The sequence below is a fragment of the Roseibium sp. genome (assembly GCF_965233565.1).
In the GTDB taxonomy this organism is placed as follows: Bacteria; Pseudomonadota; Alphaproteobacteria; order Rhizobiales; family Stappiaceae; genus Roseibium.
The window spans coordinates 5,890,850-5,904,043 of record NZ_OZ247494.1 but is presented as its reverse complement, the minus strand read 5'-3'; the positions used below and the strand labels follow the sequence as shown (position 1 = coordinate 5,904,043).

Annotated in this window: 10 protein-coding genes and 1 pseudogene; 7 read left to right on the top strand and 4 right to left on the bottom strand. The window is 59.6% G+C overall.

Going from position 1 to position 13,194, the window contains the following annotated elements:
• Positions 1-15 precede the first annotated feature (15 nt).
• Complete coding sequence (locus ACO6TG_RS26895; protein WP_422376016.1) at positions 16-1,035, bottom strand: M23 family metallopeptidase; 1,020 nt, start codon at positions 1,033-1,035, stop codon at positions 16-18.
• 153 nt (positions 1,036-1,188) lie between these two features.
• Between ACO6TG_RS26895 and ACO6TG_RS26890 the strand changes: the two are divergent.
• The 3 genes and pseudogenes from ACO6TG_RS26890 to ACO6TG_RS26880 all read left to right on the top strand — a co-directional run.
• Positions 1,189-1,536, top strand: a pseudogene (locus ACO6TG_RS26890) (FKBP-type peptidyl-prolyl cis-trans isomerase); the annotation flags it as partial.
• 63 nt (positions 1,537-1,599) lie between these two features.
• Positions 1,600-1,917, top strand: a complete 318-nt coding sequence (locus ACO6TG_RS26885) for a rhodanese-like domain-containing protein (protein ID WP_422378959.1) — start codon at positions 1,600-1,602, stop codon at positions 1,915-1,917.
• A 111-nt stretch (positions 1,918-2,028) separates the two neighbouring features.
• Entirely contained in the window at positions 2,029-3,219 is a 1,191-nt protein-coding gene (locus ACO6TG_RS26880) for a cytochrome P450 (RefSeq protein WP_422376015.1), read from the top strand.
• Positions 3,220-3,237: 18 nt separating this feature from the next.
• Here the strand turns inward: ACO6TG_RS26880 and sthA are convergent, their stop codons facing one another.
• Entirely contained in the window at positions 3,238-4,638 is a 1,401-nt protein-coding gene (gene sthA / locus ACO6TG_RS26875; RefSeq protein WP_422376014.1) for a Si-specific NAD(P)(+) transhydrogenase, read from the bottom strand.
• A 224-nt stretch (positions 4,639-4,862) separates the two neighbouring features.
• Between sthA and ACO6TG_RS26870 the strand changes: the two genes are divergently transcribed.
• The 4 genes from ACO6TG_RS26870 to ACO6TG_RS26855 all read left to right on the top strand — a co-directional run bounded on the left by ACO6TG_RS26870 (position 4,863) and on the right by ACO6TG_RS26855 (position 9,844).
• On the top strand, positions 4,863-5,654 hold the full coding sequence (locus ACO6TG_RS26870) for a substrate-binding periplasmic protein (RefSeq protein WP_422376013.1): 792 nt from the start codon (positions 4,863-4,865) through the stop codon (positions 5,652-5,654).
• Positions 5,655-5,914: 260 nt separating this feature from the next.
• Positions 5,915-8,101, top strand: a complete 2,187-nt coding sequence (locus tag ACO6TG_RS26865; RefSeq protein ID WP_422376012.1) for an anthranilate synthase component I — start codon at positions 5,915-5,917, stop codon at positions 8,099-8,101.
• 66 nt (positions 8,102-8,167) lie between these two features.
• Entirely contained in the window at positions 8,168-8,692 is a 525-nt protein-coding gene (locus tag ACO6TG_RS26860; RefSeq protein ID WP_422376011.1) for a TerB family tellurite resistance protein, read from the top strand.
• A gap of 213 nt (positions 8,693-8,905) precedes the next feature.
• Positions 8,906-9,844, top strand: a complete 939-nt coding sequence (locus tag ACO6TG_RS26855) for a hypothetical protein (protein ID WP_422376010.1) — start codon at positions 8,906-8,908, stop codon at positions 9,842-9,844.
• Positions 9,845-9,876: 32 nt separating this feature from the next.
• On the opposite strand, the gene ACO6TG_RS26850 is transcribed toward ACO6TG_RS26855, so the two are convergent.
• Entirely contained in the window at positions 9,877-10,968 is a 1,092-nt protein-coding gene (locus ACO6TG_RS26850; protein ID WP_422376009.1) for a metal-dependent hydrolase, read from the bottom strand.
• Positions 10,969-11,099: 131 nt separating this feature from the next.
• Positions 11,100-12,944, bottom strand: coding sequence for a dihydroxy-acid dehydratase (gene ilvD / locus ACO6TG_RS26845; RefSeq protein ID WP_422376008.1), 1,845 nt, complete (start codon positions 12,942-12,944; stop codon positions 11,100-11,102).
• Positions 12,945-13,194 lie beyond the last annotated feature (250 nt).

Below are 13,194 nucleotides of genomic sequence, written 5' to 3'. Positions count from 1 at the left end.
CGGGCGGTTGCTGGTTTAATCGGTCAGATCAAATTCGGACGTCTCGCTCAGCACTTCCTTGCCATCCCGCACCAAAGCAACTTCGCCAACATAAGTACCCGCGACCCAGCCAGACGGTTTGGTTTTGCGACCAGCATAAGCAACCCACTGGGCCTTGTTCTTTTCCAGCGGCTGCCCATCCGATTGTGCAATGAGGCCATTGGGACCTGTCAGCTTCAAGACAACGCGGTCCCCCTTTTTCAGGTTGATCAGCCTGGCGAAAAAAACCAGGGCGGGCGCCTTAGTTGAAGCCGGGGTCGCCGAGGCCGTTTCCAACTCAAGTGGTCCGACCGGGCCGCCAGCCAAACCTGTCTCGAGGAGAGCTCCGTTTGCATGGTCCAGAAGCTCCTGCGCCGGATCCAGCCACAGGCTTGTCGACATAGGCACACCGGTTTCCGCTCCAGCCTTGCAGGCCTGCGCGCGCCGGCGGGTTTCAGACACGGTGCCCAGATACGGATCGACCGTTTCACCATTGTGCCGAAGCGTCAGATGCACATGGGGAAAGGCCGCCAACCCGGAATAACCGACTTGTCCGATCGGCTGTCCACGCTCGATCCGGTCGCCTACCGAGACAGTCACTGTACCCTTGCGGAGGTGGCAATATTGCGTCTCCCAGCCATCGCCGTGTGAGACGACAATTCCGTTGCCGCATTCCCTGTTCTGAACAGCCTGTCGATCTTCCTTCGTGCGCACCAGCCGGTCGGCCATGTCATTGCGCAGGGCGCGCACCGTGCCTGGTGCCGCCGCCAGCACGTCTGCGGCAACCCGGGTATTCAGGACCCTGAAATCGGTACCTTTGTGACCATTGTAACTCGCCTGGCCGCAATCTGCGGCAAGGACCGCTTGACCGGGATCGATATCGACATAGTTCTGAACGAAACAATCGACGCCAAGGCTGCACTGCAGGGGCACTGACAATTGCAGATCCTGCGCGATCACTTGTTCCGACCACAGCAGCAAAGTTGCAACCGCAAAGATCCTATTGGGCACACGCATCACAGGAAGCCTTTTCCTCAAAGTCTGAAGCCATCAAGTAGCATTGAGTTGCAATCTGTGCAGCAATCATCAACCTAGGCGCAGTTTGATCGAAACACACTCAGGTGGAGAAATATGTTGAAGTCATGGCTGGCGGGACTGGCGGTCACCGCAATGCTGGCATTGCCCGCAGTGGCACAGGAAACCCTGCAAATACGCGACATTGAAAAAGGCACCGGCGAGGAAGCGAATGTCGGCGAAACCGTCGTGGTCCACTACACCGGCTGGCTGATGGACGGAACCAAGTTCGATTCCAGTCTCGATCGCGGCACGCCGTTTTCCTTCACGCTCGGCGAACGCCGGGTAATCCCGGGTTGGGAAAAAGGTGTTGAAGGCATGCAGGTCGGCGGCAAGCGCGAGCTGATCATTCCGCCCGACATGGCCTATGGCGCCAGAGGTGCCGGAGATGTCATTCCGCCCGACGCGACACTCAAATTCGAGATCGAACTCCTCGACGTCAAGGCAAAGAAGTTTTCCGATATCGGCAATGATGCGCTGAAAGCCAAACTCTCGGCCGGAACGACTTTGATCGACATCCGCCGTCCGGAGGAGTGGAAACAGACGGGCGTTATTGCCGGCAGTCACTTGCTGACCTTCTTTGATCGGAGCGGCAATCCAAATCCGCAGTTTGGGGCCGAATTGCAGAAGTTGATCTCCGGGCCCAACGACGAAGTTGTCTTCATCTGCCAGACCGGGCAACGGAGCAAACTCCTGTCTGAATATCTCTCCGGGCAGGCCGGTTTCACCAATGTCGCCAATGTTCAAGGTGGGATCGCAAACTGGATCCGTGAGGGTTATCAGATCGCCACGGCCGAGATACCCGACGGGTGCTGGCTCTGCTGAGCCACCAGCCCATCCAACTCACCTGTTGTCAAATCGCTCCAACTCCCGCAAGCTTCCCTTAACGTAACGCTCGCCGAAGCGAACGGCGACTGCGCCGAAAGGGAGAGCCTGATGAACGCCCCGCAGATCCTGCCCCGGGAAGAGAGCTGGACCGATCACGACTATGTCCGGCACGCCTCTGCGCAGGGCGCCGTGGTCCGGGACCGGCACGGCATTTTCATAACCTTTTCCCTGAAACACATGCAGCAGCTGGTTGCCCCGGCCCTGACGCGCCAGATGGAAACGGAAACCATGGCGATCCAGGGCATCACGAATGGCCCGGTCTTCGAACTCTTCCAGAACTCCATGCTGTTTTCCAATGCTCCGGCCCATGGCAGGCGCCGGGGACCGCTTGCCAGAAGTTTCGCCGTGCCGCTTGTCCGGCAGCTCCGGCCGAAGTTGCAACAGCTGGCAAGAGCCCTGATCGAAGACCATGTGAACAACGGAAAGATCGATTTCCGCGACCGGATTGGAGGGCAACTTGCGGCGCGCACGGTCGCCATGGTGCTGGGTGTCCCTCGCGCCGACCTGCCCATGGTCACCCGACTGGTTTACTCCGCCATCCGGGCGTTGTCCGTCAGATCCCCCCAGGTGCTCGCCGAAGCGGCGGACGACCTGACTGCGCTGAACAGCTATGTTGCCGACCTGCTCGAAGATCACAAGTCTGCCGGTGCCCATGACTTTTTGGGCGACTACCTGCAGCGTGCCGGCCTCACCGGGCTCGACGGCATCGAAACGCGCATGCAGATCGTAACACTGGTCCTGGCCGGGTCCGATACAACACGCGGCGCCCTTACCTCGACCCTGTCGCAGCTGATGCAGAACCGGGACCAGTGGGAGCTGCTCTGCGCCGATACCGACAGACACATCCAGGGCGCCATTTCCGAAGGACTACGTTATGACCCCGTGATCGGTGCGCTCATCCGGGTCGCAGCCAAGGACCTGGTGTTTGAGGGCGTCGCCATTCCGGAAGGCAGCCTGATCGGCCCGCTGGTGGTCGCGGCCCTGAGGGATCCGGCTGTTTATGAGGACCCGGACAGGTTCGACATCTCCCGGACGGACCACCCGCGCTGGCATCCCGTCTTTGGTGCCGGGGAACACAGGTGTCTTGGCGAGGCTCTGGCCCGCGCCGAACTGGAAGAGGCACTGACAGCACTCTGTCACCTTGCTCCGAAGACCGTGCTCACCGGACCGCCGCCGCAACTGCGCGGACTTGGTGCAACGCGCTTCGTCAGCGAAATGCCGTGCCGGCTGGCAGCCTAGGCAGTCAAGGCAAATCTGCTAGCACTCCAGCGGCGGCATTCGGTTCCAGGCATCGAGTGCAGCGATCTTGTAGGCTTCTGCAAGCGTTGGATAGTTGAAGGTGTTCTCGACGAAGTATTCCAAGGTGCCGCGCAGGTTGAGCACCGCCTGACCGATATGGATCAGTTCGGTTGCCCCTTCGCCGACAATATGGCAGCCAAGCAGGCGTCTGGTCTTCAGCGAGAAGATCATCTTCAACATTCCGGTGTCGAGCCCCATGATATGTCCACGGGACGTCTCGCGGAAACGGGCCACGCCGCATTCATAAGGGATCCCCCGCTCGCGGATCTCTTCTTCGGTCATGCCGACAGTCGAGATTTCCGGGACGGCATAAATGCCATACGGGAAATATTCCGGCGGGTCATAGGCCTTTTCACCAAGTGCATGGCACGCTGCAATCCGGCCCTGTTCCATGGAGGTCGAAGCCAGGCTCGGGAAACCGATGACGTCACCGGCGGCATAGATGTGCGGGACGCTTGTGGCGAACGTCATCGGATCGACCTTGAGCCGGCCGCGATGATCGGTTTCCAGGCCGCAGGCATCAAGTGCGAGCGCTGGCGTTGCGCCCATGCGTCCGGCCGCAAACAGAACCACGTTGGAGCGGACACAGCGCCCGCCTTCCAGCGTGATTTCACATTCTCCCGGGCCGTGTTTTTCGATTTTCTCCACCTTGGCGCCGAAGCGCAATGCGATACCGCGGTCGCGCAGCTGATGGGTGAAATCCGCGACCAGCTCCGTGTCGAGAAAATCCAGCATGGTTTGGCGCGGTTCCACCAGGGTGACGTGGACATCGAGCGCGGAAAATATCGAGGCATATTCGACACCGATCACACCGGCTCCGATGACCGCGATGGAACGTGGCAACTCGTTCAGCTCCAGGATTTCGTCGCTGTCGAGCACATATTCCCCGTCGAAGGGCACATAGTCGGGCCGGAAAGGTTTGGTGCCGACTGCAATCACGAAATTGTCCGACGAGAACGTGTGGATCTCGCCCGCCTCGCCTTCCACCTCGATGCGATGCGGATCGATGAACTTGGCCTCGCCGCGAATGGTATCGACCTTGTTGCGGGCAAACTGATGCTCCAGCACCTCGACTTCGTGGTCGAGCGTGATGTGCAGACGTGCTCTGAGATCCGCGGCCGTGATGTCTTCCTTTACACGGTAGGAGCGGCCGTAAAAGCCGCGTTCGCGCCAGCCCGTCAGGTTCAATACCGTTTCCCGCAAGGTCTTGGACGGGATTGTGCCAGTGTGGACGGATACGCCACCGACACGGCGGCCACGCTCAACAACCAACACCTTGCGGTCGAATTTTGCCGCCTGGATCGCCGCTCGCCGGCCTGCCGGCCCGCTGCCGATCACGATCAGTTCGTAATGTTCCATCCGCCCCTCACTGCCGCCTGTCCGCAAGACCATGCCCCAATGAAACGCGCTTCAAGCTCTGAAATGCGTCCTTTGGTGTTGCTGCTGCGCAAAGACGGCATCTTGCTCAATGGGTCAAGCATTTCACGACAAAAGACGTGGATGGACCGCCCAAAGGCGCATGGTTTTCCGCAAATGACGCGCTAGACTAGCGCGCAAAGAAACAACAAACAGAAAGTGTGCTCGTGAACCAACGCCTTGGAGCATTGTTCGCGCTCGGCATGAGCCTGATGACGGTCGGAGCTGCAACCGCCCAGACGCTGACCTTTGCCGCCGACGAATGGTGCCCGGTCAATTGCGCACCAGGATCGGAAAAACCCGGCTACATGGTCGAAATCGCCGAAGCGATCCTGGAACCGCTCGGCTATCAGGTCGACTATCAGCAGATCACCTGGGCCCGCGCGCTGCTGATGACCCGGAAGGGCCAATATGACGGTGTTTATGCCGGCACGCCTGAGGAAGCGACTGGCTTTGTTTTCCCGAGCGAACCCCAAGGGCGCTATACGATCGGTCTTTTTGTGCGCAAGGACGATCCGTGGCGCTACGATGAGGCGAGTTCCCTCAAGGGCAAGGAAGTCGGCCTGATCATCGACTATGCCTATGGCGACGACATCGAATTGCAGATGGAGCGGTTTGCCGAACGGCGCTACGCGGGCGGTGCAAAGGCTCTTGAGCAGAACATCAGGACGCTTCTTGCCGGCCATCTGGACATGATTGTCGAAGACGTGAACTCCTTCGCTTACAAGGCAACGGAATTGGGGATTGGCGATCAGTTCCGGCTCGAAAAGACTTTCACCGAAGATAATCTCTATCTCGCCCTGTCGCCTGCAAAGGCCCCTTCACACGACATCGCCAGGGCGCTTAGTAACGGTATGAAACGACTTCGCAAGTCCGGAGAACTTCAGTCAATCATGGAGAAATACGGCCTACAGGATTGGGTACAGGTCCATGCGAGCGAAGAGACCGTGATTGACTGACGCTCACCGTCGGTATCGCAGCTGCCAAAAAACAAACCCATTGCCAACCACATCCCCTTCCGTTAAGGCTCTTGTCCATGAAGATGGTCTTGAAAGCAGCATGGTGGTGGCGCGGCGCAAAATAGGCGGCCAGCGATCAGTCATGCTCTGAACGGATCAAAGATTTTACCAAAGGCCGCCGCGGGATACCGCTGGCGGCCTTGGTGCATTATAAGGCCGCCAGAAGCTCCAAGGCAGCCACCAGAACGGGACACAACACCATGCCGGCCCTGGCAGACCAGACCTTTGAAACACCGAGCGGGATCACGATCCTGCGGACCTCACGCCCCTCCAATTACGAAGCGGGCACGTCCGAATGGATCGACCGTCTCGACGCCGAGCTCGGCGCGGTGCTGTCGTCTTCCTATGAATATCCGGGCCGCTATACCCGTTGGGACATGGCGCTCGTAAACCCGCCGCTGGTGCTGGAAGCCGCTGACCGCCGGGTGGAGATCCGTGCGCTCAACGACCGCGGCAAGGTCATCCTGCCGGCAGTGGCCCAGACGCTGAAATCTCATCCAGATGTGGCCAGCTTCGAGGCCGATGACAGCCGCATTGACCTGACGGTGAAAGTGCCTGACAGGCTGTTCAACGAAGAGGAGCGCTCGCGCCAGCCGTCGACCTTCTCCATCGTCCGCGCGATGAAGGAGATGTTTGCCTGCGACGACGATCAGCTCGGCCTCTATGGTGCCTTCGGCTATGACGTTGCCTTCCAGTTCGAACCGATTGACCTGAAGCTCGACCGTCCCGGCGACCAGCGCGACGTGGTGCTGTTTCTTCCCGACGAAATACTGATCGTCGATCACCACGGCAAGCGCGCCTACGTGCTGGAATACGATTTTGTCGTCGGCGGCCGCACCACAAAAGGACTGGAGCGGACCGGCGAGAAACACCAGTATACGCCGGCAAACCGCGACCCCGGGCGTGGCGATCATGAACCCGGCGAATATGCCAAGTTGGTGCACAAGGCCAAGGATTATTTCCGCCGTGGCGATCTTTTTGAAACCGTTCCGGGCCAGACGTTCTACGAGCCTTGTGCCAATCCGCCGTCTGCCGTCTCCCGGCGCCTTGCCCAGATCAACCCCTCCCCCTATTCGTTCTTCTTCAATCTTGGCAATGCCGAATATCTCGTCGGTGCCTCGCCGGAAATGTATGTCCGGGTGACCGGCGGCCGCCGGGTCGAGACCTGCCCGATCTCCGGAACGATCCGGCGCGGCAAGAACGCCATTGAAGACGAAGCCCAGATCCGCAAGCTTCTGAATTCCGCCAAGGACGAGGCGGAACTGACCATGTGTTCCGATGTCGACCGCAACGACAAGAGCCGCGTCTGTGTGCCCGGATCGGTCAAGGTGATCGGCCGTCGCCAGATCGAGATGTATTCGCGGCTGATCCACACCGTGGACCATATCGAGGGCATCCTGCGCGAAGACATGGATGCGCTCGACGCGTTCCTGTCGCACACCTGGGCCGTGACCGTCACCGGCGCTCCGAAACGCTGGGCGATGCAATTCATTGAGGACCATGAAAAGTCGCCGCGGGCCTGGTATGGCGGCGCCATTGGTGCTGTGTTGTTCAACGGCGACATGAACACCGGCCTGACGCTCCGGACAGTCCGCATCAAGGACGGCCTGGCGCAGATCCGGGCCGGAGCGACCCTGCTCTACGACAGTGTTCCGGAAGACGAGGAGGCAGAAACGGAGCTGAAGGCGGAAGCGATGCGTGCGGCCGTCCGCGAAGCCGGCCTTGCGACGAAGACAACGGAACAGGCTGAGGTCAGAAAGCCCGGTGAAGGCCTGAAAATCCTGCTGGTCGATCACGAAGACAGTTTCGTGCACACCTTGGCGAACTATTTCCGTCAGACCGGGGCCGACGTCGTCACCTACCGCACGCCCGTTGCGGATCATGTCTTCCATGACGTCAATCCGGACCTTGTCGTCCTGTCGCCCGGACCGGGCAATCCGAAGGATTTCGATTGTGCGGCCACCATTGGCAGAGCCCGCTCCAGGGCGCTGCCTATCTTTGGTGTCTGCCTCGGATTGCAGGCGCTTGGGGAGTATTTCGGCGCGGAACTCGGACAGCTGGATGTGCCGATGCATGGCAAGCCGTCTCCGGTTTCTGTTTCCGGCAATTCGGTGTTGTTTGAAGGTCTGAACGCTCCGGTTATCGTCGGCCGCTACCACTCGCTCTACGCCAAGCGGGACAGCCTGCCAGCCGATCTCCGCGTGACCGCGGAAACGGAAGACGGGGTCGTGATGGGCTTTGAACACCAGAAGGAGCCGATCGCTGCGGTTCAGTTCCACCCCGAATCGATCATGTCGCTGGATCAGGACGCCGGTCACAAGATCATCGAGAACGTTGTTAGCCGGCTGGTCTCCGCCAAGGAACGCCAACCTGCCGAAGCATTGTGATTTTTGTCACGGTTAAATCTGAGAAATAGGGTAAAGCTCTTCTCAGTTTTCTGAAGGAGCTTTCCCTTGCATATTTTACTTGCCGTCGTTGCCATTGCTGGCGCCGCCGCTTTCTGGATCTATCGCATTCGCGTCGCTGCCGACAGCACACGTGTCGTGCTGGAAGCCGCACAGGACGTGAAGGCCGCCGCTCGCCGTTTCGGTTTTCGAACCCGTGCCAACCAGCACCCGAGTGAAGGTGTAGACGACCCGCGCGTGACAGGTGCTGCGCTTCTCGTGCTTGTCGCTGAGACCGATGGCGGGATTTCCAAGGCCGAACAGGATGCCATCCTGGATCAGCTGACGACTGTCTTCGGAATGTCCTTCCGAGAGGCGGAAGAACTGTTTCTCTTCGCAAAGTGGCTCGCCAACCAGAGCTCCAACCCGGACGACATGATCCGCAGGCTGATCAAACGCACGGTGGCTCTTGGCGGTCGCGACACGCTGCCCGACATGATCGGCATGGTCACTGCTGTCGGCAAAGCCGATACGGGCACCCTGACGGACGACACCCAGCAGATTATCGAACGGTTGAAACAGTTGAACGCCTGACCCTGATTTGACGTAGCGGCAAGTATATTGAACTGGCTCGGTAGAGCCGACGGGTTTCTGCCGCAGATGTGCTTGTGATTTCAATTCTTTCAAAAGAAAGTTGATTAACAGACTGCAACAGAGTTCTATGGAAATACGCAGCCGGATTTAGCCGGTTTTCACCGGCAACCAGTATTGTTGTTGAATCCTGCTGATCGAATCTGGGGAGACACGATGGCCGAATGCGCCTTCTGGAAGCTGTCACGAGCGCTTCGTTCGTGGGCGACTGCCATTGGTGTTGCCGTCAAGCTGGCAGCCACAGCACTTGTGCTCATGCCGGTTTCGGCCGCTTCTCAGGAAAGCGGCTCCATGCAGAACCATGTGCTGGCCATCGGAACGTGTCCGCCCTGGCACGTGCCGTCGGTTGAAGTTTGCATGAACAGTCTGAAGAAGGTGCTGTCCGCCCTGTCACCACGTCTTGATGCCGGTCCCGAGCACCAGCATCTGCTTGTCAACGAGGGCGCAAGCGCCTCCGCCCTGAAGCTCAAGGCGACCGAGCTGTCCAACCAGCTCAACGAAAATGACCGGTTGATCATCTACGCAAACGTGCCGCTGGGCCTCGCCGAGACGGCAAGCGCCGACGACGCAAAAGGCTATGTTCTGGAACTCTGGGCTGCTGCGGCGCCTGAGGGGACACTGAAAGCCGTCAGCGACGGCACCTGGATGTCTGCCTCTGCCTTTGCGGCCCTGCTGCATACGATCCCGGCTGGTGAGGTCATCCTGATCCTGGACACCAACAACCCGCATGCGGTCGATATCGGGCTTCTGGCGACGCATAATGTCGACCACAAGGATCGTCCGGAAGCCCTGGTGATTTCTTCCGGACCCGGACAGGCTGCCAACTATTCGGCGGACCGGACCATTTCACTCTTTGCCAAACATCTTTCGCATGCGCTTGAGGAGACGGACGGATCGCTTCTGGACGTCGTGACGGTCGCCGCCGGTGGTACACGGCAGTCCGCCATTCCGATTTGCGCCGACCTGATGGGTACGCTTGCCCAGGAGGAAACGCAGGCGCCGGACTGCGCTCAGGTCCCCGAGATCCACGATCCCGACGCGCTCATGAGCCGAACAATGCTGCTGCCGCTGTCTGAGTCAGATCTTCAGAACTGAGGCCTGCACGCCGCAGTGTCCGGGAGGCACAATCAGTCAGAGACAGCCGCGCTGGCCCGGCATCCGTCCAGCGAGGCGAGTTTAACGTCGCTCTCCGAACGGCTTTCCGCCACACGTTCCGCCGGAAGCCCCTGAAGGCGGGTCAACAACCAGTCGAAATCTCCCTCCTCCACGCGCACTGAATCCACGAAACGCTCGGGATCGACGGGCTCAATGCCGTTTTCGCCCAACTCGCCGATCACAAAACGGAACGCGTAGCCGGGCGTCAGGCCCATGCGCAGATCGGACAGGACAAGCTTGCCATCGATCAGGTCCGAGCGGAAATAGCCTCGGCTGAACCAGTCCAGTTTCTGATAGGCTTCGCTCCGCTCCAGACACGCGGAAAGATCCGGGTTCCGGGGATGCTCATAGATCTCCGCCGGCTGATCCCCGTCGAACAGCGACACATAGAGGTTCCGGTACCGGTCCTGGTCGAGACCGATCACCTTCCAGAGGGTGATATTGAATGGCGCGGCAATCGCATAGACCTGCTCCGGCTGTCCGCCATTGCCTGCAAACATGTCCCGCGCTTTCCATTCCACATATTGCTGAATGGCGGCGGACAGGAGCATGTAGCTGCTCGTGACGATCAAGGCGCCCTTTGTCCAGCGCCCCAGCCGTTCCGACCATGTGCCCCGGCAAAGTGCCCAGATGACCACCCCAAGAAGTGGCAGCGTGTAGATGGGATCGATGATGAATACGGACCCCACCCCGACGGGATCGGGATAGATTGGCCAGAAGATGCGTGTGCCATAGACCGTCATCGCGTCGATCATGGCGTGGGTGACAAAAACAAGATAGACGGCCAGGTAGGTCTGGACGCGCTGGTCCCGCAATCCCTTGAAAAGACGGACAAGTCCCTCACCGATCACCGGTGCGGCCAGGGCATGCACAAAGATCGAATGGCTCCAGCCCCGGTGATAGACGAAGCTGTCGATCGGATCGTCAAACGGCAGGAAAACATCCAGATCCGGCAAGGTACCGAGCGCGCCGCCGACAAGAGCAGCCTTGCGCGGGCCGATTTTCTTGCCAAGAAGTGCAGTGGAAACAGCGGCGCCAAGAACAAATTGCGTAAGAGAGTCCATGAAGGGTCCGGTCAAAGGCCAAGAGAAAGATTAGCCGGATATGTGCGGTAGCTTCCCCGGTCTGACAATGCCTGCGACAAAAAAAGGCGGGTTGGACACCCGCCTTTCTGACAGAAACGAGCTTTCAGGCCTTAATCGACTTCGCGCACCGCCCCTTTGGCTGCACTGGTGGTCAGCTTGGCATAGGCACGCAGCGCCTTGGAGACCTTGCGCTTGCGTTGCTCAAGCGGCTTCCAGGCCGCCTCGCCTTTGGCCTCCATCGCCGCACGGCGTGTTGCCAGCTCCTCGTCGGTCAGGTCGACTTTGAGCACGCGGTTCGGAATGTCGATAATGATCGTATCGCCTTCCTCGACCAGACCGATGGCGCCACCTTCGGCAGCTTCCGGGGACATGTGCCCGATGGAAAGGCCAGATGTGCCACCAGAGAAACGTCCGTCGGTGATCAAGGCGCAATCCTTGCCGAGACCTTTGGATTTCAGATAGCTGGTCGGATAGAGCATTTCCTGCATGCCCGGTCCGCCGCGCGGTCCTTCATAGCGGATCAGCACGACATCGCCGGCTTTCACCTTGTTGGTCAGGATCGCCGAAACGGCACTGTCCTGGCTTTCAAAGATCCGCGCCGGTCCGGAAAACTTCAGGATGCTGTCATCGACACCGGCGGTCTTCACCACGCAGCCGTCTTCCGCGATGTTGCCGTAAAGAACGGCAAGACCGCCGTCCTTGCTGTAGGCATGGTCGAGATCACGAATGACGCCGGACTTGCGGTCGACGTCGAGCTCGTCCCAACGACGGTCCTGGCTGAAAGCCACCTGGGTGGGAACACCACCGGGCGCCGCCCGGAAAAAGTCATGCACACTTTCCGAATTCGTCTGGGTGACGTCCCAGCGCGCCAAGGCGTCCTTCATGGTCGCGGCATGAACGGTCGGCACGTCGGAATGAAGCAGACCGGCCCGGTCAAGTTCACCCAGAATACCCATGATGCCCCCTGCCCGGTGCACATCCTCCATGTGGATGTTTTCTACCGCGGGCGCGACCTTGCACAGGACCGGGACTTTCCGGGACAGGCGGTCGATATCGTCCATGGTGAAGCCGATTTCACCCTCGTAGGATGCCGCCAGCAGATGCAGGATGGTGTTGGTGGAGCCGCCCATGGAAATATCCAGGCTCATGGCATTTTCAAAGGCCTTGAAGCTGGCAATGTTGCGCGGCAATACGCTCTCGTCATCCTGCTCGTAATAGCGCCGGGCCAGGTCGACAATCAGGTGACCTGCCTCGACAAAGAGCCGGCGGCGGTCGGCATGGGTCGCAAGCGTCGAACCGTTGCCCGGCAAGGACAGACCAAGGGCTTCAGTCAGACAGTTCATGGAATTGGCCGTGAACATGCCGGAACAGGAGCCGCAGGTCGGGCAGGCATTCTGTTCCATCGCCAGCACGTCGGCATCGGACATGCTGTCATCGGCGGCAGCGACCATGGCATCCACCAGATCGATCGCTTTTTCAACGCCGTTTTCCAGCACAACCTTGCCGGCTTCCATCGGGCCACCGGAGACAAACACGACCGGAATGTTCAGCCGCATGGCTGCGTTGAGCATGCCCGGCGTGATCTTGTCGCAATTGGAAATGCAGACAATCGCGTCAGCGCAGTGGCCGTTGACCATGTATTCGACCGCGTCGGAAATGACTTCGCGCGACGGCAGCGAATAGAGCATGCCGTCATGACCCATGGCGATGCCGTCATCGACGGCGATGGTGTTGAATTCCTTGGCGACACCACCGGCTTTCTCGACTTCGCGGGCAACCAGTTGGCCAAGATCCTTCAGATGGACGTGTCCCGGCACAAACTGCGTGAAGGAGTTGGCAATTGCGATGATCGGCTTGCCGAAGTCGTCATCCTTCATGCCGGTTGCGCGCCACAGGCCACGGGCACCGGCCATGTTGCGGCCATGGGTGGAGGTTCTGGAACGATACGGAGGCATTGTTTCTCTCTCTGGCTGCGCCCCTGCCCTTCCCCGTGGTTCGCACGCGACCGGGCGGACAGGTATCAGCGCCCTGGTTACCTTGATGCGGGTTTGGCAGTTTTTTCCGGAGAGCGAAAGGCCGGATCGTGAAAAAAGAGTACGCTGCGGTACGGTTACCCCCAAGGGCAGCCGACGCAGATCCGAAGCGCCCTTCACGGTACTGAACCGGGCGCCCGCAAACCGGTCTTTATGGACCAGAAGGCGCGGT